Source organism: Streptomyces pseudoechinosporeus (assembly GCF_054783935.1).
The window spans coordinates 116,796-135,460 of the sequence record NZ_BAAGPS010000080.1 but is presented as its reverse complement, the minus strand read 5'-3'; the positions used below and the strand labels follow the sequence as shown (position 1 = coordinate 135,460).

Here is an 18,665-nt window from a genome sequence, read left to right as displayed (position 1 = left end):
GGTCTTGCAAAAGGGCCGCCGGCCTCCGGGCCCGGCATGACTGTGTCCCCCTGTCGAAGGGATGACCTGGGGGGTGGTGCCACCGGGCCCGGGAGGTGTCGTCGGAGACGCTGATGAGTGCCTCTGTGTGTCAAGCGGCCGCAGCAGGCGTCGTCTGGCGGTCGCGTTTGAGGGTGCGGTAGACAACGTTCGACAAGCGTCGTTTGAGGGCCCGGCGGGCCTCCGCCGGCGTCTTGCCTTCGGCGATTTTCCGCAGGTAGTAGTCCTGGCCTCGGCCGCCGTCGCGGATCTGGCAGACCGCGATGATGTGCAGCACGGAGTTCAGCGCGCGGTTGCCTCCGGTGTTGAGGCGGTGACGGGTGTTCTTGCCGCTGGAGGCATCCAGGGGTGCCGTGCCGGTGTAGCTGGCGAAGTGGTGCTCGGTGGGGAAGCGTGTGACGTCGCCGACGTGTCCGAGGAGCTTGGCGGCGAGCACGGTGCCCAGGCCAGGGAGCGCGGTCAGCGCGGTGCGGGCTGCGGCCAGAGCGTCGCGCATTTGGGCTTCGTTGTCGCGGACTTGCCGGTCGACGCGCCGCAGGTCGGCGAGGAGATCCCGAGCGAGGTCGCGGCGGCAGCAGTCGGTGGCGGTGGCTGGACGGATGCCTTTCATGAGGGCGGCGGCCTTCTCTGCGGACAGGCGGGTGGGGGCACCGCCGGGCAGCAGGTCCCGCAGCACGGCGTGGAGGCGGTTGATGATGCGGGTGCGTTCGTTGACCAGGTCGTCGTGCCGCTCGGTCAGCAGCCGCAGGATCGTCGACTGGTCTTCCGGCTCGACCGTGCGCAGGTCGTGCCGGAAGAGGGCGACCTGGGCGACGTGCAGGGCGTCGGCCGCATCGGTCTTGCGGTCCCCGCCGGTGGCCAGGAGCCGGGCCCGGGCGGAGAGGGTGGAGGGCACATCCACCACGGGCTCGCCGGCGGCCGCCAGCTGCTGGGCGAGGCTGCGGCCGAGTCCTTTGGCGCCTTCGACGGCGAAACGGCGCTCGGGCCATCGCTCGCACCAGCGCAGCAGTTGCCGGACGGTCCCTGCGTTGACGACGAAGCGCCGCTGGGCGAGCTGGTGTCCTGCGGCGTCGACGGCGACGGCGGTGTGGGAGGACTTGTGGGGGTCGATACCGATGGTGATCACGTGCACCTTGCCCAGGTCGAGCGGGATGGGAGGGGTGCGGTGGGCACTCTGACTTGAAGTCTCAGCGTCCATTGGTCACGCCTCTGTCGAGCCACACCGCGCGGGTGCCGGCCGGCGGCGGCAAACTCATCATGAGCCAGCTCCAGTTGGGGCGGCATGAGGTCACGCGAGCCCATGCCGGTCGGCATCCTGGACGCTACGGCTGCAGACCGTGCGTCTGGGTCCGATTCAACAAGTCAGAGGTCCGGCCACCACCCGGTCCAGACCGTCAGGCGTTGAGCGCGTCGGTCAGGGCCTTGGTCACGTCTTCCGTCGTGGCCGTGCCGCCGACGTCGCGGGTGAGGATGCCCGCGGCGGTCGTGGCCTCGATCGCCTTGTTGAGGCGGGCCGCCTGGTCGGGAAGCCCGAAGTGCTCCAGCATCAGCGCGGCGCTGCCGACCGCGCCGATCGGGTTGGCCAGGCCCTGGCCCGCGATGTCCGGCGCGGAGCCGTGCACCGGCTCGAACATGCTGGGGAAGCGGCGCTCGGGGTTGAGGTTGGCGCTGGCCGCCAGGCCCAGGCTGCCCGCCAGGGCGCTGCCGAGGTCGGAGAGGATGTCGGCGTTGAGGTTGGAGGCGACGACGACCGAGAGGTCCTCGGGGTGCAGCACGAACTTGGCGGACATCGCGTCCACGAGCACGCTCTCGGTCTCGACGTCCGGGTAGTCGGCGGCGACCCGCTGGAAGACGTCGTCCCACAGGACCATGCCGTACTGCTGGGCGTTGCTCTTGGTCACGGAGGAGACCTTCTTGTGCACCCGGGTGCGGGCCAGGTCGAAGGCGAACCGCATGATGCGCTCGCAGCCCACCTCCGTGAACAGGGCCGACTGGACGGCGACTTCGCCGCCGGGTCCGCGGCCGGAGAGGTTGCGGCCACCCAGGCCTGCGTACTCGCCCTCGCTGTTCTCGCGGACGACGACCCAGTCGAGCTCCGTGTCGTCGGCCTTGCGCAGAGGGCTCTGGACGCCGGGCAGGAAGTGCACGGGGCGGACGTTGGCCCACTGGTCGAAGCTCTGACAGATCTTCAGGCGCAGGCCCCACAGGCTGACGTGGTCGGGGACGGTCGGCCAGCCGACGGCGCCGAAGTAGATGGCGTCGAAGTCCTTGAGCTGCTCCAGGCCGTCGTCGTCGATCATCTTGCCGGTGCGCTCGTAGAACTCGCAGCCCCAGGGGAACTCCTCCCACTCGAAGGCGAAGGGGGCCGCGGACGCCTGGGAGGTCTCGGCCAGGGCGTCCAGGACGGCTCGCCCGGCGGCGACGACCTCTTTGCCCACCCCGTCGGCGGGGATGGCGGCGATGCGGAACGTGCGGGGTGCGGCTGTCATGGGTGCCTCCGGCTCGCTGTGGTGCGGTCGGATTCGAGTCAACACACCGACGTCACGGCGCGTCCAAGACCTGCTTTCGATACGACGTATAGGCGTGGCCGATCGGTCCTGCGTCAGGCGGCGTGTGCCCGCCGCTGCGCCAGCGACCCGGTGAGAGCGAGGAACGCCCGCGCCGCCGGCGTGAGGTGGGCGGGCAGGCTGACCATCGCCACGTGGAGATGGGCGGTCGGCTCGATGGGTGCGACCACCGCGCCGCAGCGGCGGGCCAGCCGGGTCCAGGAGGAGGGCAGGACCGCGACGCCCACCCCGGTGAGGACCAGCGGCAGGATCGACGTGCGGTGGTCGACGACCGTCACGATCTCCGTTCCGGTGCCGCCCGCGGTGATGTCGTCCACGATGCTGCGCATCAGGCTGCCGGTGCGGGACGCGATGAGCTTCTGGCCGGCCAGGTCCTCGGGCCGGATCGTGACGTCGTCCTCGATCGCCCCGCCGGGCGCGGCAACGACCACGAACGGCTGGTCCTCGACGTGCAGCACGTCCAGCCCGGACGGGAGCACGGGAGCGGCACTGCCCAGCAGGCCCAGTTCACAGGCGCCGCTGCTCACCAGGGATATGACCTCGTCCGGGGTGAATGCGGCCTGGGTGCTCACCGTCACCGACGGATGCAGCTCGGCGAAGCGGTGGATGAGGGTGGTGAGCGGTTCGATGCCGGGCGAGGGCATGGTGGCGACCTCGACGGTGCCGCCGTGCAGCCCGGCGAGCGCGGCCGCGGTGTCCCGTACGGCGGCCAGGTCCCGCAGCACGCGACGGCTCGGCTCCAGCAGTTCCGCACCGGCTTCGCTCAGTACGACGCCCCGCCCCACCCGGTGGAAGAGGGCCACCCCGAGATCGGCCTCCAGGTTCGCCATCGCCTGGGACAGCGACGGCTGGGCCACGTGGAGGGCGGCGGCGGCCTTGCTGAAACCACCGTGCTCGACGATGGCGAGGAAGTACTCCAGTTGCCGGGCGTCCACGGTGCCTCCCCGCTCTGTGCCGGTACGACAGGCGGAGCGAGCCTACCTGCCGGTTTCCGTTCCTCCGCGTCCGATCCAGCGGCTGGCGAGGGTCCGCCCGCACTGGGCGAGCAGCCGCGCGGACAGGGCGCTGTCCTGCGCGCAGTCCTGGTCGGTCAGGTCCGTCAGGGCCTGGACGGAACGGAAGTGGGTGGCGGTCCGGTCCGCGGGCAGGGTGCAGCGGCCGGCCATCGCGTGCACCGCCACGTCCAGTCGACGGGCCCGCCGGGCGAGCGCGACCGGCAGCTTGCCCGACAAGGACTGCTCGTCGAGGCTGCCTTCGCCGGTTACGACGAAGACGCTCCCGGCCAGCAGGTCGTCGGCTCCGAGCAGGGTAAGGAAGTAGTCGGCCCCCGAGCACACCCGCCCGCCCAGCAGCATGCCGGCGTACCCCAGCCCGCCGGCTGCCCCGGCACCGGGGGCATCAGCGAGGCGTACCGCCTCTGCGACTCCCGCCGCCGCCAACCGCCGTACGAAACCGGCGAGCGCGCCGTCCAGCTCCCGTACGTCGTCCGCGCTCACCCCCTTCTGGGGACCGTAAACGGCGGCCGTGCCAGTCGGTCCCAGCAGCGGGTTGTCCACATCGGTGGCCAGGACGAGGTCGACCCGGGCCAGCGCGGCGCGGGCCTCGGCGAGGTCGACCATGTGGAGGTCGGCGAGCCCTGCGCCGCCCGGGCCGATCGGCGTGCCGTTCTCGCGGGCCAGTACCGCGCCGAGGGACTGCAGCAGTCCCGCGCCACCGTCAGTCGTGGCAACACCGCCGAGTGCGAGGACGATCGTGTCCGCTCCGCACGCCAGCGCGTACCGGACGGCCTGACCGATACCCCGGCTCGTGGCCGTGAGCGGCACCTTGCGCCCGCCCGGCAGCATGCCGAGTCCACAGATGGCCGCCGCCTCGATGAGCACGGTACGGCCCCGCACCGCGACCTCGGCCGTGACCGGCTGCCCGGTCGGCCCGGTCACCGTGACCTTCTCGGACCGGAACCGGCCCGCGCAGGCGGCATCCACACTGCCCTCGCCCCCGTCCGCCAGCGCGAGCCGGCGGACCTGCGCGCGCGGGGCGCCTTCCAACAGCCCGCGCTCCAGCGCTGAGGGAGCCCTTGAACTTGTCCGGGGCGACCAGGACGGACACCATCAGGACGCCACCTCGGCGCTGGGAGCCACAGTCGGCCGGCTCTTCACCGCTTCCGGCTCGGCGGCCACCGGCGGTTCCACCGCCCTGCCTGCCAGCACCTCGCGTGCCCGCGCCAGATCCAGGGTGTTCTCCCACCGGGCGATGAAGAGGGTGGCGACGGCGTTGCCGGAGAAGTTCACCATGGCCCGGCACTCGGACATGAACTTGTCGATGCCGAAGACGAGCATGATGCCGGCGGCGGGAACGGTACCGACGGTCGACAGGGTCGCGGTGAGCGCGATGAAACCGCCGCCCGCGACACCCGCCGCGCCCTTGGAGGTCAGCAACATGACCGCGAGCAGCCCCAGTTGCTGGGTGACGGACAGCGGGGTGTCGGTGGCCTGGGCGATGTACAGCGTCGCGAGGGAGAGGTAGATCGCCGCGCCGTCGAGGTTGAAGCTGTAGCCGGTCGGCACGACCAGGCCGACCGTGGACCTCTCGACCCCCATGTGCTGGAGCTTGCGCATCAGCCCCGGCAGCGCGGGCTCGGCGGTGGACGTGCCCAGGATCAGGAGGTACTCCTCCTTGAAGTAGCGGAAGAGCTGGAAGATGTTCAGCTTCACGTACGCGGCCAGCACACCGCCGAGCACCACCACGACGAACAGGATCGACGTGACGTAGAAGAGCAGGATCAGCGAGCCCAGGCTGGTCAGGGTGGACAGGCCGAACTTCCCGATCGCGTACGCCATCGCGCCGAAGGCACCCAGCGGCGCGACCTTCATGACGTACGACAGCACCTTGAAGACGACCTCGGTCAGCCGGTGCACACCCGCGATGACCGGCTCACCCGACTTCCCCACCGCCTTCAGCGCGACGCCGAAAATCACCGCCAGGAAGATCACCTGGAGGATGTCGCCCTCGACGAACGGGCCGAAGAAACTGTCCGGCACGATGTGGGTGAGGAACTCCCACCACTGCTGGTGCTCGCCCTTCTCGATGTACTCGCCCGCGTCGCCGGAGGTGTCCAGCGTCGACGGGTCGGCGTGCACGCCGTCGCCGAGCCGGAAGATGTTGATCGCCACCAGACCCGCCGCCATGGCGACGATCGTGCCGACCTGGAAGTAGGTCAGCGCCTTGATCCCGGTGAGCCCGACCCTCTTCAGGTCCGCGACGCCCGCTATGCCGCCGATGATGGTCAGGAACACGATCGGGCCGATCAGCATCTTCATCGCGGTGATGAACGTCGTACCGAGCGGCTCCATGTCGGTGGCGAGATCCGGCCACCGCCAGCCCAGCACGATGCCGATCACGATCGCCACCAGGACCTGGACGTACAACTGCCGGTACCACGGTTTCGCCGCGATGCGCGCGGCCTGTGCGGCTCGCTCGTTGTCCGGGGTTTGCGTCATTGCAGCCTCCCTGATCGCGCGACACCGAGCCCGATCGGCACGCGCCAGCTTTGCGCCACAGTGAACCGGGCCACACATCAGGGGGTCCACGACCAAAAATCGATGCCCCGTATAGGCCGGGCCTATCAATACCGGCACAGGCCACAGGCTCCACTGCGCGGGCGAAGGGGCCTGCGCATGACGAAGTGGACGTCCTTCTGGTCGGGTCGCCTCCCTGGGTCGCGCGTCGCACCGGCGAGAGGGCCGGGCGACTGGCAGTCGACCTCGACCCAGAAGACCGGGCAGTACAGACGGACGGAGAGCGCATCGCCGTCGCCGATGCCATCGGCCCGGCCCACGAAGGCTCGACCATGCCGAGGAGCCTCTTCTTCTGCGCTGCGATGAGCTTGTCGCAGCGCAGGCCCGTGTGCTCCTGGACCGTGTTGCCGGAGAAGGCGCCGGCCTTCGCTCAGGGCCGCGCAGGCGTCGCCGACGGTCAGGTCGTCAGAGAGCGGGAGGCTACGCGAGACGAGCCGCTCCTTGGGTCCGATGCCCAGCCCACCGTCAGCCAGGTGATGCACGTCACACCCGGCGGGGGAAATAAATGGACCAGGCTTCCCACTTATCTTGATCAATGAGAAGGGACAGTCGGCGCGCCCTCGAGTGACGCGCCCCTGACTGATCAGGAGGCTGCCGTGACGCAGTCCGTATCGCCTCGGAACGGCGCATCCCCGCAGCCGAGCAGGGCGAGGAAGAAGACCGCGCGCGTCATGCCGCTGTGGGAAGCGGCCAGGACACAGCGGCTGAGGAGCCTGGCGCACGATGCCGGAGGGACCCGGTGAGCTGCGTGGCCGCCTGCGGCCTTCGCAGCCGCGGTTCCCGGCGCGCGCCGGTTCTCAGCCGGACCGCGCCGAGGGAGGCGCACGTGCGGCGGAACCTGCGGCTCGCGATAGCGGGCGTGGCGGCGACGCTGCTCATGTATTCCGGGCTCCTCGCCGTGTCCGTCCGTAAGGAGGCCTTCGTCGAGGTCGGCTGGACGTCGTCCGCCGCCGAACGTCTCCGCCCTTATGGGACCGTCGCAGCGGAGAGAGGAGCGGCGTTCGTCCACGATGTGGCACAGGCACTGACCTGGATCCTTGCCCTCGCCCCGTTGCCCTTGGCGGTGCTGAGCCTGCTCTGGCTGGCCCGGCGGGATCAGCAGGTCTACATGCGCCTTGCCATCGCGTTGCTGTTGTCCGGCGCGGCCGGGCTCGGCGTCTTCGCCTCGGTGCGGGAATGGCCGGTGCGCGAGACGTCCGTGCTCGGTGATTACCTGGCGCTGCCCGGTGTACGTGCCGGCTGGTACGTGCTGATGGCGCTGGCGGTGGTCGCCACCACCTCGAAGACCTGGCCGCGGGTGACCGTACTGCTGATCGCGCTGTCCGCGGCAGTGGCGGGGGCGTCGACCGGGGGCAGCCTCTGGCTCGCAGCGCTGTCTGCCGTGGTCGCACCGCTGCTGGCGTGGTACGCCGCAGGTCACCTCCCGTATGAGAAGGAGAAGCATCCGCGCGGGGACGCGGACGCCTTGCCCGCCGGGGATTCGCAGGGACGGGTGCTGTCGTTCCGGCCACACACCCAGGTGCCGAAGCCGACGGACACTCCGGAACCCGCCCCGCTGCGGCAGGCGGGCTGACGGCCATGGATGTCGGTGCTCTGATCGAGGCGGCGGGATGGTGGTCGTACATCGTCGTGTTCGCCGTGACGGCCGGCGAGACCAGCGCCTTCATCGGTGTGCTGCTGCCCGGCGAGACCGTCATCCTCCTCGCGTCCGCGATCGCGGGCCAGGGCGACCTCAACCCTGTGCTCCTCGCCGCCCTCGTCGTGACCGGTGGCATGACCGGCGACAGTCTCGGCTACGCCCTGGGGCACTGGTACGGGCGACGCCCGAACGCCCGACTTCTACGCCGAATCCGGCCCGACGGCCGGATCGGACAGGCCCATGACTTCCTGACGCGTCATGGCGGGGCGGCGGTCGTCACTGGCCGGTTCATCGGATTCGTACGGACCTTCCTGCCCTTCGCCGCCGGGGCGTCCGGCATGCCGTACCGCCGCTTCTTCCTCTTCAGCACTCTCGCCTCGCTGATCTGGGGCATCGGAAACGTGCTCCTCGGCTACTTCGCCGGCGCCGCCGCCACCGAGTTCCTGCACTCGGCCGGTCCGATCGTTGCGACCGTGCTCGCCGCCGCGGCTGTGGCGCTGGTCGGTCTCGTGTGGTTGCTCAGGCGTCGCCGCGGCAGCGCGCGGGTGCCGTCTGCCGTGGTGGCCTCCGGCGCAGCCCTTCGGCGCCCTCAACAGGAACCGATCCACCTCACCACCTCTTCGAAGGAGTAGTGACCCATGGGATTCGAGGGTGCGGAACTGGCGGTCGTACCGCTGGACGCCGAACATGCGAAGGACGCGGCCGTCACCGGCGCGAAGGCCGCCAATCTGGCGCGTGCCGCCGTGGCGGGGTTGCCGGTGCTGCCGGGGTTCGTGCTGGTGCCCGCCGATCGGGCACCCCAGGCGGGCGCAGGGGAGGACGCGGTGCGCTCCGCGTGGCGGGCGCTGGCCGGCCCCGAGGAGCGGGCGTTGGTCGTGCGGTCCTCCTCCGCACACGAGGACACCGAGGACTCCTCCATGGCGGGGCGGTTCGAGTCGGTGCTGGATGTGCGGGGCTGGGAGGAGTTCACCATCGCGGTGCAGATCGTCCTCGACTCCGCCGGACGAGTCAGGCCGCTGCGCCCACCGGAGGAGATCCCGGACGGTGACGGAATGGCGGTGCTGGTGCAGCCGATGCTCGCATCCGCCGTCGGCGGCGTGATGTTCGGCGCCGACCCGGTCGAGGGCCGCACCGACCGGATCCTCGTCAGCGCGGTGCCTGGCGGACCGCACCAGCTCGTCGACGGCAGCACCCAAGGTGTGCGCTATCAACTGACCCGCCTCGCCCGGCTGGTACGCACCGACCCGGCCGAAGCACGCGGCCACCGGATCCTGTCCCACCGGCGACGAGTGAGGCTGGTGGAGCTGGCCAAGAAGACCGAGCGGGCGTTCGGCGGACCCCAGGACATGGAGTTCGGCTTCGACGCCGACGGAAAGCTGTGGCTGTTCCAGGCCCGGCCCATCACCGCGATGGCGGCCCGCCCGCCACGGGGAGCGCGCCTGCTGGGCCCCGGTCCGGTCGCCGAGACCCTGCCCGGGGTGCTCCAGCCGCTGGAGGAGGACCTGTGGGTGGCCCCGATGTCCCACGGCCTCACCCTCGCCCTCGACACCGCCGGCGCCGCGCCCCGGCACCAGCTGCGCACACTCCCGCTGGTGACCACCGTGGACGGGCGGGCTGCCGCCGATCTGCTACTGCTGGGCGCCGTCCCGTCCGCCCACCCGGTCCTGGACTTCATCAATCCGGCACCGGGGGCCCGCCGGGCGGGCGCGGCCTGGCGGATCGGGCGGCTGCGCTCGGCACTACCGCTGCTGGCCGTCGACCTGATGGCGGACGTGGACTGGCAGCTGGCCGACTTCCCTCCACCCCGGGAGATGCTCAGCGGCCAGCTACTGGACGCCGTCGCCTGGGGCCGGCACGTCCTGTCGTCCCTGCACGCCCAGGAGTCCCTGGCGGGCGCGCTGCTCAGCGCGGGCACCGGCGCCACCGCAGCGGGCGAAGCGCTCGCCGAACTGATGGAGGGCCGCAGGCGGGGCCTGAGCGACGAGCAGCTCGTGGAACGCCACCCCGTTCTGCTGGCCCTGCTGCCTCCGACCCTCGGCGACCGCCCGCCGCTGCCCGCACAGACCGGGTGGACCACGGCGCCGCGGGGCGTGGGCGCGCTGCCCGTGCGGGAAGGGCTGCGGCTGCGCATCCGCTGGGTGCAGGAGATGCAGGCGCAGATGGTTCGGGAACTCGCACAGCGCGTCGGCCCCGGTGAGTGCGGGGTCGGGTCCTCTCGTCTGGTGCTGTTGCGCTGGGAGGAACTGGTCAGGGCGGCGGACGGCAAAGGCCTGCCGACCGATCTCGCCGAACGGCTGCCCCGCGAGGACACCGGTCCGCTGCCCGCCGTCTTCCGCCTGGCCGACGGCCGCCCCGTGGCCCAACTCCCGCCCGGACACCGGGCCTCGGGCGAGGGGCAGGGGGCCGGCGGCGGCTTCGGCACCGGCACCGCCTGGGACGGCCACGGCGAGCGCCCCGACCATCCCGTGCTCGTGGTCCGCTCCCTCGACCCCGCCCTGGCCCCACTGCTGCCCGGCCTGACCGGGCTGGTCGCGGAGACCGGCAGCGCCCTGTCCCACCTCGCCGTGCTCGCCCGCGAATACCGGGTGCCCACCGCAGTCGGCGTACCCGCGGCGGTCGACCGCTTCCCCGCCGGAACATCTTTGACCGTGGACGGCGGGACAGGAGAGGTGACCGTGAACGACACCCCCGGTGCGGCGCCGGAACCCACATCGATACGTGAGGAGTCGGCGGCATGAAGGCCATCAGACTGGTCGGCTACACCTTCGGTGGCCTGTCCGCCGCCTACGCCGGCTACTACACCGTGCTCTACCTGACCCGCTGGGAATGGCAGCGGGCCCTGATCTCCGCCGCCCTGCTCATCGTCGTCGAGGTCTTCCTCGCCACCGTCCTGCTGCTCACCCGCCTGGCCCGCCTGGAGGACCGGCTGGAGCAGTCCGACGCCCGCGTCGAGGAGGTGCGCAAGCGGCTCGAACAGACCCGTGATCCGGTGCCGAACCACTTCAACTGGCTCGCCGCCGTCGACCGGACGGAGCTGAACGGCACCCACCGCACGTTCGTCTTCGTCCCCGTGCTCATGGTGGCCGGCGCGGCCCTGTCCGGGATCGCCATGGTCATCCAGAAGGTGGCCGGAGCCACCGCGCGACCGGGCGCCGAGCGCCGACTGGCCGGACGCCTGGCCGCCCTGACCGCCCCGCCGCTCACCGCGACCGCCGCTTTGGAGAGCCGCCCGGCCGTACCCCCCACCCGCACCGGCCGGAAGGCACTCGCCGTAGCAACGGCCGTCGGTGGCCTGCTCCTGGTGCCCCTGCTGTGGTCCGCCCTGGCGGACGCGACCCAGACCCGACCCGAACAGGCCCCCACCGCGGCGAGCACCACCATGGTCTTCCGCGTCGAGACCCGCGGCGACCAAAGCCCCCAGGCCGTCCAGCTCGCCGCCACCGACCTCTGGGAGACCTGCCGCCGCTCCACCGCCGCCCAGAACGACAACGCCACCCTGAGCCAGATGCGCGACGGCGTCTACACCGGCGTCATCCGCCCCGCCCTGCCGCCGCACGACGTGATGCGCCTGCGCGGCTGCCTCCAGGACGCCAACACCAACCGCACCAGCGCCGTCGTCCTCGGAGAAGGGCAGACCGAACAGCGGAGCTGAACATCGGCCAAGAGCCGAGTGCCGTGGGACTGGCCCACGGCACTCGGCTCAGCGACGATCGGAGCCCGCGCCGCGCGCAGCTGCCCAGAGCTTCGTCCTGTCGCCCGGACTCGGTCAGCGAAGGCTGCGGCCAACTCGGCGATGACGGCCGTGGCCCGCTCGCGCGGGCAAGCGTGCACGCGATGGTCGATCTCGACATCGGCCTGCCCACCCGGCAGTCAAAGCACGAACTACCGGCCGGTGCCGCCAGCCGCCCACCTCCTGCGGCACGGTGGAGCGCTGAACGCCGGCCCGGCGACGGGGTACCCACCCCGGGCGAGGCACCGCCGACAGCAGGGCCTGGGTGTAGGTGTCCTGCGGGTCGTCCAGGACCGCGGCGGTGCGGCCCGCTTCGACGACCCGTCCCCGGTGCATGACGACGCAGTCGTCGCTGATCTCCCGTACCACGCCGAGGTCGTGGGAGATGAAGAGGAACGGCCCCGCTCCAACGGCGGCGCCAGCTCGACGGTCATACCTGACCAGCTCCTGTTCCGGCCGGCCCGACCATGCATGACCGATACCCGCCGGGTACCGCTGTGATACCGGAACCGTCATTGTTCCCGCAGGCGAGCGGTGTTGGACTCGACGTCATGAATAAGCTCAACAACAAGGTCGCGGTCATCACCGGCGGCAGTTCGGGTATCGGACTCGCCACGGCGCAGCGATTCATCGAAGAGGGCGCGGTGGTCTACGTCACCGGCCGCAGGCAGCAGGAGCTGGAAGCCGCCGCGGCGAAGGTGGGCGCGATCGCCGTCCAGGGCGACGTGTCGAACCCCGCGGACCTCGACCGGCTGTACGACACCGTACGGGGCGACGGCCGCCGGATCGACGTGCTGGTCGTGAACGCTGGGACCTCCGCATTCGCCAGGCTCGAAGACGTCACCGACGAGCTCTTCGACAAGATCTTCAACAGCAACGTCAAGAGCACACTGAACACAGTCCAGAAGGCCCTGCCACTGCTCAACGACGGCGCGTCGATCGTGCTGGTCAGTTCGGTGTCGGGGAGCACCGGACCGGAAGGGTACAGCGTCTACAGCGCGTCCAAGGCCGCGGTCCGTTCGTTCGCCCGGGGATGGGCGAACGAACTCAAGGGACGGAAGATCCGGGTCAACGCGATGGCACCGGGCACCACGGACACTCCTGGGATCGGGAGCGGGATCGACGAGGCCACCAAGCGCGAGTTCATGGCGAGCCTCTCGTCGAAGGTCCCACTGGGCCGGTGGGGGCGGCCGGAGGAACAGGCCGACGCGATCCTGTTCCTCGCATCGGACCAGAGCAGCTACATCACGGGCTTCGAGCTGGTCGTCGACGGCGGCGCCACCCAGCTGGGCCCCTTCGGTTGAGCGGCCCACATCCCGGCCGCCACGCTCTGGGCGGTACGCACGAACGCGTCACGCGTCGCGGCCGGGACGTCCTTCCCCCAGGTCAGCACCACCTGTGTCGGCGGCGCGTCGACAACGGGAACAGCCACGACGGCGGATCCGATCCGGTCGGTCGCGCTCGCCCCCACCGTCACAATCAGTTCGCCCATCGCGACCTTCTCGATGATCTCGTCGAGCGCGATCTCCAGCGCGTCCTCCGGCCACAGCGGCCGAAAAAGCTCGTCCCGCACGACATCGGCAACCGAAACAGCCGGTTTCGCCGCGAGGGAATGGTCCAGCGGCAGCAACGCGACTGTCGGCGCCTCGGCGAGCTCGGAGAACTCCAGTCCATCAAGACGGACATGGCCGCACATCAACGCGATGTCCGCCGAACCGTTGCGCACCAGATCGACCTGGTCCCGGCTGAACACGACCTCGACCTCGGCCGCACCGGGCAGGCGGCGATAGGCGCGCACCACCCTGGCCGGCAGCCCGGATCCGGTGCCCTGCCGCGCGGCTACCACCAGCCGGTGCGGGCGGCCGCTGCGTTGGGCGCGCGACACCGCGCCGTCCACCGCGGTCAACGCCTTCCGGCTTTCGGCCAGGAAAACCGTGCCTGCCGCGGTGAGGTCGACACGACGGCTGGTGCGCGTGAGCAATTGAACGCCCATCCGGCGTTCCAGCCTGCCGATCGCCCTGGACAGCGGCGGCTGCGCGATCCCGAGCCGTTCCGCGGCCCGCCCGAAGTGCAGTTCCTCGGCGACCGTGACGAAGTACTCGAGCTCGCGTGTTTCCGGCCGTTCCATATCCACAGGTCACCAATCAGTTGCCTGAGCAAATGCTCGCTGAGAGCCGCATCAGCTCCCAGCTCCCCAACCCGTACCGGGACCTTCAGCCGAGTGAGCAGCTCGGCCTGCCGGACGCGGTAGGCCGCCACGTTCGCCATCTTGACGTGCTCGTAGCCACGGACCTTGTCGGGAAGGGAGGCCAGCTCTATCACTGTCTCCAGAAGCGCCGGCTGTTCGACGAAAACACAGCCTTCCCCACCGAACTCGCGGTCGCCGCTTGACGAGTTGAGCGCCTGAGGTTTCTATGCGGTCACAACACCAGTTCGGCGCGGATCTGAGGGAGCACTTTCGTGCCGAGCAGTTCGATGGCGCGCAGGAAGTCGCGCTGGGGCATGCCGCCGACGTCCATCTGGAGGATCTGGCGGGTGTGGCCGAGCAGGTCGTGCAGGTGGAGGATGCGGTCGGCGATTTCGTTGGGGCTGCCGACGAAGACCATGCCGTCGGGGCCGTAGGTCGCGGCGCGGTCGGCGCGCGAGGGGGCGGGGCGGCCCAGTTCGGCCAGGCCTTCGGCCATCATGCGGTGCTCGTACTCCAGGTAGGTCGACCGGGCCTGGGCGTCGGACTCGGCGACGAACCCGTGCACGGCGACCGCGATGTCGGCCTGCTCGGTGGGGTGACCGGCCTGGGCCCAGGCGGCGCGGTAGGCGTGCCCGTAGCGCGCCCAGTGCTCGGGGGTGCCGCCGAGGACGCCAAGGAACATCGGCAGCCCCCACTCGACGGCGCGCTGCACCGACTCCGGGCTGCCGCCGGTGCCCAGCCAGATCTTCAGCGGCTCCTCGGGGCGGGGGAAGACGGTGACGTCCTGCAGCGGCCGTCTGCGGTGCGGGCCGCGCCAGGTGATGTTCTCGCCGGCGTTGACGGCCATCAGCAGGGCGAGTTTGGAGGCGTAGAGCATGTCGTAGTCGTGCTCGTCGTGGTCGAACAGCGGGAACGTGATCGTCGACGATCCGCGTCCGGCGACCAGTTCGATGCGTCCGGGAGCCAGCGAGGCGGCGGTCGCGAGCTGCTGGAACACCCGGATCGGGTCGTCGGTCGACAGGACGGTGACCGCGGTGCTGAGCTTGATCCGGTGGGTGGCGGCCGCGGCGGCGTTGACCACCGAGGTGGGCGAGGACAGCGGCATCGCCCGCATGTGGTGCTCGCCCACCCCGAAGAAGTCCAGTCCCACCTCGTCCGCGAGCTGGATGGCCTCCAGCACATCGCGGACGGCCTGTGCGGTGGGGCCGCGGCTGCCGTCGGACAGGCGTGGGGTGTTGCCGAAGGAGTAGACGCCGAGTTCGAAGGTCATGGCGGTCTCCTGGCCTCAGTTGCTGATGGCGGGCAGGGCCCGCCGGTAGCGGGTGTCGGTGAGCTGGGAGACGAGGAAAGCGGCGATGTCGGCGCGGCTCATGGCGGAGCCGACCTTGTCGTGGCCGAGGAACCCGGAGCGGATGCGGCCGGTGGCGGGCTTGTCGGTGGGGTTGGTGATGCGGGCGATGGTGTAGTCGAGACCGGAGTCGGTGACGGCCGCGGTCATGCCCTTCAGTTCGGCCAGCGCGTTGGGGAACATCAGCCCGGCCACGACGGGCAGCACCTTGTGTTTCCAGTGCGGCTTGTCGCAGGGGTCGGCCAGTGAGGGCGTGGCCAGGCCGATGAAGCGGGTGACCTGCTGCGCCTCCATGGCCTGCACGATGGTGCGGGTTCCGTCGGTCACCTGGGTGCCGGTGGTGGACCGTTTCAGGGAGGGGCCGAGCGTGCTGATCACCGCGTCGGCGCCGCTGACGGCCTGCTCGACGGCATCGCGGTCGGACAGCTGCCCGGTGACGACCGTGAGGTGGGAGTGGGTGAGGGCGAGCTTGGCCGGGGTGCGGACCAGGGCGGTGACCTGGTGGCCGGCGTCCAGGAGTTGCTGGACGACGAGGCGGCCGATGCCGCCGGTCGCGCCGAAGACGGTGACACGCATCAGGGATGGTTCCTCGCGGTGGCGGTCGGAAGGCGGGGATCAGAAGGAGGGGTCAGAAGCTGTACGGGCCGAAGCGGCCCCAGGCCACCAGGGCGGCCAGGGTCAGCAGGACGGCGTTGAAGGCGATCGCGCCGGGTTCCTTGCGGCGGGCGTGGGTGATCGCGGCCAGCACCATCACCACGACCAGGCCGGTCGCGGCCAGCGGGGTCAGCACGGGGGCGATGTCAGTCGCAGCGGGAAGGATCAGGCCGAGCGCGGCGGCGAACTCCACGATGCCGATGAAGCGGACGGTGCCCTGGGAGAAGTCGGCGGTCCAGGGCAGCTGGCCGACCAGCTTGTCCTTGGGCTGGGTGGACTTCATGACCCCGGCCATGGCGAACATGGCGGCCAGCACGGCCTGCACCATCCACAAGAAGACGTTCACGTACGGATTCCTTGGCAGAGGGGGACGGGGTAGGGAGGGGGCAGACGCCCCCTCCCGGGAGCGGGGTGGGCCGGCCGGTCAGGCGTTGAAGACGGCCTCGGAGCGGTCACGGTTTTCGTGCAGGTCCCAGTACAGAGGCGCGATCTGCTCGGGCGTGGCCGTCGGGATACCTTCCGGACCGCCCCCGCCGATCCAGACGCTGATCGCCACGTGCGCGGCGTGCACACCGCTGCCGGCCAGCTCCTTGTCCAGGTTGATGACCCAGTTGCGCAGGGCTGCCGAGGCCGCGTTGACGTTGCCGAGCATGGGAATGGGATCCACCGAACCGCCGCCGGTGGTGAACAGCAGGGTCCCGGCGCCCGCCTCGCGCATCGCGGGCAGGACCGCCTGGGCCGCCGTGATGGCGCCGTAGAAGAGGTACTCGATCTGCGGCTGCAGATTGTCCACCGTGACCTCCGAAGGAGTGGCCAGGGCGTGACCGGGCACCGGGGAGTGCGGGGCCGGTGAGTACTCCAGTACGTCGATGCCGCCGAAGCGGGCCTTCACGGCGTCCAGGGCGGCGGTCAGGGAGGGCCGGTCCAGGACGTCGGCGGTGAACGCCTCGGCGGTGATGCCTTCCTGGCCGAGCTGGCCGACCAGGGTCTGAAGCTTCTCCTTGGTGCGGGAGATCAGGGCGACGTCGAAGCCGCGGCTGCCGAAGGTGCGGGCGATGGCCAGGCCCATACCGGGGCCGGCACCGACGAGGGCAAGGGCGGGCACGGTGGTCTCTCTTCCGTCGGACGTCAGTCAGGAATGGACGTGGGTCAGGAGCAGGAAACGGCGATCTTGCCCGGGGTGCCGGCGCCGAACGCGGAGAACGCCTCGGGGGCCTGCTCCAGCGGGTAGGTGGCGGTCACCGGCACCCGCAGCGCACCGGAGGCGACCTGCTCGGCCAGGGAGGTCAGGACCCGGGCGTCCGGGTTGGCCATGATCGTGTGGACGGTGACGTCCTGCCCCTTGACGTCGTCCTGGCCCAGGCCAATGGTCGAGGCGAGCCGACCGCCCGGCCGCAGCAGAGCGGCCAGCTGGGCACCGTCGCCCGCCAGGTGCAGCACCGCGTCCACGCCGTCCGGGGCGATCGCGCGGACCTGCGCCTGAAGGTCACCGGTGAAGTCGACGACGTGCACCTCCGCGTCGGTCAGGCCGGTGACGAAGTCGGTCTGCGCGCCGGGGCGGGCGGTCGCGATCACCTTCGCGCCGCGGGCGGCGGCGAGCTGCACCGCCAGGGAACCCACCCCGCCGGAGGCCCCGGAGATCAGCACCGTCTCGCCCTCGCCCAGGGCCACCGCATCCAGGCTCACCAGGGCGGCGGCCCCGGCCACGCCCAGCGCGCCCGCATCCCCCACCTTCAGGCCCGCGGGGATGCGGGCGACTCCGTGTCCGGCGGACACGGTGACGTACTCGGCCAGCGATCCGGCGCCCAGGAACGGCTTCAGCGCGACACCGAAGACCGCGTCACCGACCGCGAAGCCCTCCACGCCCTCGCCGAGCGCCTCGACGGTGCCCGCGAAGTCCTGGCCGAGCACCATGGGGAACCGGTGCTCCATCATCCCTTGCATGTAGCCGGCCGCGACGGCGATGTCGAAGCCGTTCAGCGAGGCGGCCGCCACCTTGACCAGCAATTCCCCGGCCTGAGGGCGAGGAGTGTCCCCCTCGGCCACGGCCGGGGCCGACGGGACGGATTCGAGCGTGACAGCGCGCATGGCAATACCCTTCGATTAAGTGGGCCGAGCGGCCCACTTCCACTGCCGCTCACCGTACACCGAAACCGGCCCGACTGTTCCACTTATGTAGAGTGGGCGCATGACCTCGCCACCTTCCGACCAGACACCGGGCCAACAACCCGGCACGGGCCTGCGCGCCGACGCCGAACGCAACCGCGACCGCATCCTGACCGCCGCCCGCCGCCTCTACGCCACCGAAGGGCTCGGCGTCTCCATGGCCTCCGTCGCCCGCGAGGCAGGCGTCGGCAAAGCCACGCTCAGCCGCCGCTTCGCCACCCGGGAGGAACTGATCAACGCGGTCTTCGCCGACCGCATGGACGCCTACGCCGACGCCGTCGCCGAGGCACTCGCCGACCCCGACCCCTGGCACGGCTTCACCGGCTACATCCACGCCGTCTGCGCCATGCAGGCCGCCGACCGTGGCTTCGCCGACGTCCTGACCATGACCTTCCCCACCGCCAAGGCCCTGGAGGCCCGCCGCACCGAGTCGTACAACGGATTCCTCGAACTCATCGCCCGCGCCAAGAACAGCGGACACCTCCGCGAGGACTTCGTCCCCGAGGACCTCGTCATCCTGCAAATGGCCAACGCCGGCGTCATCGCCGCCGCCGGCGATGACGCCCCCGACACCTGGCGCCGCCTCGTCGGCCACATCCTCCGCTCCTACGCCGCCCCCGACGCACCGATCCCCGCGCTGCCCGACGCCCCCAGGCCCACTGCTCTCTACCGCGCCATGGTCCGCCTCTCACGAACCGGCCCGGGTACCGCCTCGGGTGGCGACCTTGGCCCGTAGTACGCGTTCGCGCCGTGGCGGAA

The 18,665-nt window shown here is 71.0% G+C and carries 18 protein-coding genes; 7 read left to right on the top strand and 11 right to left on the bottom strand.

Annotation, left to right across the window (positions count from 1 at the left end):
- Nucleotides 1-130: 130 nt before the first annotated feature.
- The 5 genes from ACYVO6_RS44245 to dctA all read right to left on the bottom strand — a co-directional run bounded on the left by ACYVO6_RS44245 (nucleotide 131) and on the right by dctA (nucleotide 6,103).
- Complete coding sequence (locus ACYVO6_RS44245; RefSeq protein WP_461071759.1) at nucleotides 131-1,237, bottom strand: IS110 family RNA-guided transposase; 1,107 nt, start codon at nucleotides 1,235-1,237, stop codon at nucleotides 131-133.
- Between the two features lie 196 nt (nucleotides 1,238-1,433).
- On the bottom strand, nucleotides 1,434-2,528 hold the full coding sequence (locus tag ACYVO6_RS44240; protein WP_461071757.1) for a tartrate dehydrogenase: 1,095 nt from the start codon (nucleotides 2,526-2,528) through the stop codon (nucleotides 1,434-1,436).
- A gap of 113 nt (nucleotides 2,529-2,641) precedes the next feature.
- Nucleotides 2,642-3,541: a LysR family transcriptional regulator gene (locus ACYVO6_RS44235; protein WP_461071755.1), complete on the bottom strand. Its 900-nt coding sequence runs from the start codon at nucleotides 3,539-3,541 to the stop codon at nucleotides 2,642-2,644.
- Between the two features lie 42 nt (nucleotides 3,542-3,583).
- Nucleotides 3,584-4,651 (bottom strand): glycerate kinase, encoded by a 1,068-nt coding sequence (locus tag ACYVO6_RS44230; RefSeq protein ID WP_461071753.1) that lies wholly within the window; start codon nucleotides 4,649-4,651, stop codon nucleotides 3,584-3,586.
- Between the two features lie 63 nt (nucleotides 4,652-4,714).
- Nucleotides 4,715-6,103 carry a C4-dicarboxylate transporter DctA gene (dctA, locus tag ACYVO6_RS44225; protein WP_461071751.1) on the bottom strand — a complete coding sequence of 463 codons (1,389 nt, stop codon included), beginning with the start codon at nucleotides 6,101-6,103 and terminating at the stop codon, nucleotides 4,715-4,717.
- Between the two features lie 904 nt (nucleotides 6,104-7,007).
- Here dctA and ACYVO6_RS44220 point away from each other — a divergent pair.
- From ACYVO6_RS44220 to ACYVO6_RS44200, 5 genes are all read left to right on the top strand, one after another.
- Nucleotides 7,008-7,754 carry a hypothetical protein gene (locus ACYVO6_RS44220; RefSeq protein ID WP_461071749.1) on the top strand — a complete coding sequence of 249 codons (747 nt, stop codon included), beginning with the start codon at nucleotides 7,008-7,010 and terminating at the stop codon, nucleotides 7,752-7,754.
- A 5-nt stretch (nucleotides 7,755-7,759) separates the two neighbouring features.
- Nucleotides 7,760-8,452: a DedA family protein gene (locus ACYVO6_RS44215; protein WP_461071747.1), complete on the top strand. Its 693-nt coding sequence runs from the start codon at nucleotides 7,760-7,762 to the stop codon at nucleotides 8,450-8,452.
- A gap of 6 nt (nucleotides 8,453-8,458) precedes the next feature.
- Complete coding sequence (locus tag ACYVO6_RS44210; protein WP_461071745.1) at nucleotides 8,459-10,558, top strand: PEP/pyruvate-binding domain-containing protein; 2,100 nt, start codon at nucleotides 8,459-8,461, stop codon at nucleotides 10,556-10,558.
- On the top strand, nucleotides 10,555-11,472 hold the full coding sequence (locus ACYVO6_RS44205) for a hypothetical protein (protein ID WP_461071743.1): 918 nt from the start codon (nucleotides 10,555-10,557) through the stop codon (nucleotides 11,470-11,472). The genes ACYVO6_RS44210 and ACYVO6_RS44205 overlap by 4 nt, the downstream gene beginning before the upstream one ends.
- Nucleotides 11,473-12,101: 629 nt before the next feature.
- Nucleotides 12,102-12,854 (top strand): SDR family NAD(P)-dependent oxidoreductase, encoded by a 753-nt coding sequence (locus ACYVO6_RS44200; protein ID WP_461071741.1) that lies wholly within the window; start codon nucleotides 12,102-12,104, stop codon nucleotides 12,852-12,854.
- Here the strand turns inward: ACYVO6_RS44200 and ACYVO6_RS44195 are convergent.
- A complete protein-coding gene (locus ACYVO6_RS44195) occupies nucleotides 12,791-13,678 on the bottom strand; it encodes a LysR family transcriptional regulator (RefSeq protein WP_461071739.1) in 888 nt (295 codons plus the stop codon). The genes ACYVO6_RS44200 and ACYVO6_RS44195 overlap by 64 nt on opposite strands.
- A 32-nt stretch (nucleotides 13,679-13,710) precedes the next feature.
- On the opposite strand from ACYVO6_RS44195, the gene ACYVO6_RS44190 reads away from it, so the two are divergent.
- Nucleotides 13,711-13,941, top strand: a complete 231-nt coding sequence (locus ACYVO6_RS44190; protein ID WP_461071737.1) for a hypothetical protein — start codon at nucleotides 13,711-13,713, stop codon at nucleotides 13,939-13,941.
- 29 nt (nucleotides 13,942-13,970) lie between these two features.
- On the opposite strand, the gene ACYVO6_RS44185 is transcribed toward ACYVO6_RS44190, so the two are convergent.
- The 5 genes from ACYVO6_RS44185 to ACYVO6_RS44165 form a co-directional block, all read right to left on the bottom strand.
- Nucleotides 13,971-15,008, bottom strand: a complete 1,038-nt coding sequence (locus ACYVO6_RS44185; RefSeq protein ID WP_461071735.1) for an LLM class flavin-dependent oxidoreductase — start codon at nucleotides 15,006-15,008, stop codon at nucleotides 13,971-13,973.
- A gap of 15 nt (nucleotides 15,009-15,023) precedes the next feature.
- Entirely contained in the window at nucleotides 15,024-15,662 is a 639-nt protein-coding gene (locus tag ACYVO6_RS44180; RefSeq protein WP_461071733.1) for an NAD(P)-dependent oxidoreductase, read from the bottom strand.
- Between the two features lie 52 nt (nucleotides 15,663-15,714).
- Nucleotides 15,715-16,086: a DoxX family protein gene (locus ACYVO6_RS44175; protein WP_461071731.1), complete on the bottom strand. Its 372-nt coding sequence runs from the start codon at nucleotides 16,084-16,086 to the stop codon at nucleotides 15,715-15,717.
- A 78-nt stretch (nucleotides 16,087-16,164) separates the two neighbouring features.
- The gene (locus ACYVO6_RS44170; RefSeq protein WP_461071729.1) at nucleotides 16,165-16,845 is read right to left on the bottom strand and encodes an SDR family NAD(P)-dependent oxidoreductase; all 681 of its coding nucleotides are present in this window, start codon (nucleotides 16,843-16,845) and stop codon (nucleotides 16,165-16,167) included.
- 44 nt (nucleotides 16,846-16,889) lie between these two features.
- Nucleotides 16,890-17,828, bottom strand: coding sequence for an NADP-dependent oxidoreductase (locus ACYVO6_RS44165; RefSeq protein WP_461071727.1), 939 nt, complete (start codon nucleotides 17,826-17,828; stop codon nucleotides 16,890-16,892).
- A 100-nt stretch (nucleotides 17,829-17,928) separates the two neighbouring features.
- Between ACYVO6_RS44165 and ACYVO6_RS44160 the strand changes: the two genes are divergently transcribed.
- Entirely contained in the window at nucleotides 17,929-18,642 is a 714-nt protein-coding gene (locus ACYVO6_RS44160; protein ID WP_461071725.1) for a TetR/AcrR family transcriptional regulator, read from the top strand.
- Nucleotides 18,643-18,665 lie beyond the last annotated feature (23 nt).

Coding starts and splice junctions, on each gene's coding strand:
- ACYVO6_RS44215 (WP_461071747.1), top strand. CDS start 7,760: ATGGATGTCGGTGCTCTGATCGAGGCGGCGGGATGGTGGTCGTACATC.
- ACYVO6_RS44240 (WP_461071757.1), bottom strand. CDS start 2,528: ATGACAGCCGCACCCCGCACGTTCCGCATCGCCGCCATCCCCGCCGAC.
- ACYVO6_RS44210 (WP_461071745.1), top strand. CDS start 8,459: ATGGGATTCGAGGGTGCGGAACTGGCGGTCGTACCGCTGGACGCCGAA.
- ACYVO6_RS44205 (WP_461071743.1), top strand. CDS start 10,555: ATGAAGGCCATCAGACTGGTCGGCTACACCTTCGGTGGCCTGTCCGCC.
- ACYVO6_RS44245 (WP_461071759.1), bottom strand. CDS start 1,237: ATGGACGCTGAGACTTCAAGTCAGAGTGCCCACCGCACCCCTCCCATC.
- ACYVO6_RS44190 (WP_461071737.1), top strand. CDS start 13,711: ATGCTCGCTGAGAGCCGCATCAGCTCCCAGCTCCCCAACCCGTACCGG.
- ACYVO6_RS44180 (WP_461071733.1), bottom strand. CDS start 15,662: ATGCGTGTCACCGTCTTCGGCGCGACCGGCGGCATCGGCCGCCTCGTC.
- ACYVO6_RS44160 (WP_461071725.1), top strand. CDS start 17,929: ATGACCTCGCCACCTTCCGACCAGACACCGGGCCAACAACCCGGCACG.
- ACYVO6_RS44195 (WP_461071739.1), bottom strand. CDS start 13,678: ATGGAACGGCCGGAAACACGCGAGCTCGAGTACTTCGTCACGGTCGCC.
- dctA (WP_461071751.1), bottom strand. CDS start 6,103: ATGACGCAAACCCCGGACAACGAGCGAGCCGCACAGGCCGCGCGCATC.
- ACYVO6_RS44200 (WP_461071741.1), top strand. CDS start 12,102: ATGAATAAGCTCAACAACAAGGTCGCGGTCATCACCGGCGGCAGTTCG.
- ACYVO6_RS44185 (WP_461071735.1), bottom strand. CDS start 15,008: ATGACCTTCGAACTCGGCGTCTACTCCTTCGGCAACACCCCACGCCTG.
- ACYVO6_RS44165 (WP_461071727.1), bottom strand. CDS start 17,828: ATGCGCGCTGTCACGCTCGAATCCGTCCCGTCGGCCCCGGCCGTGGCC.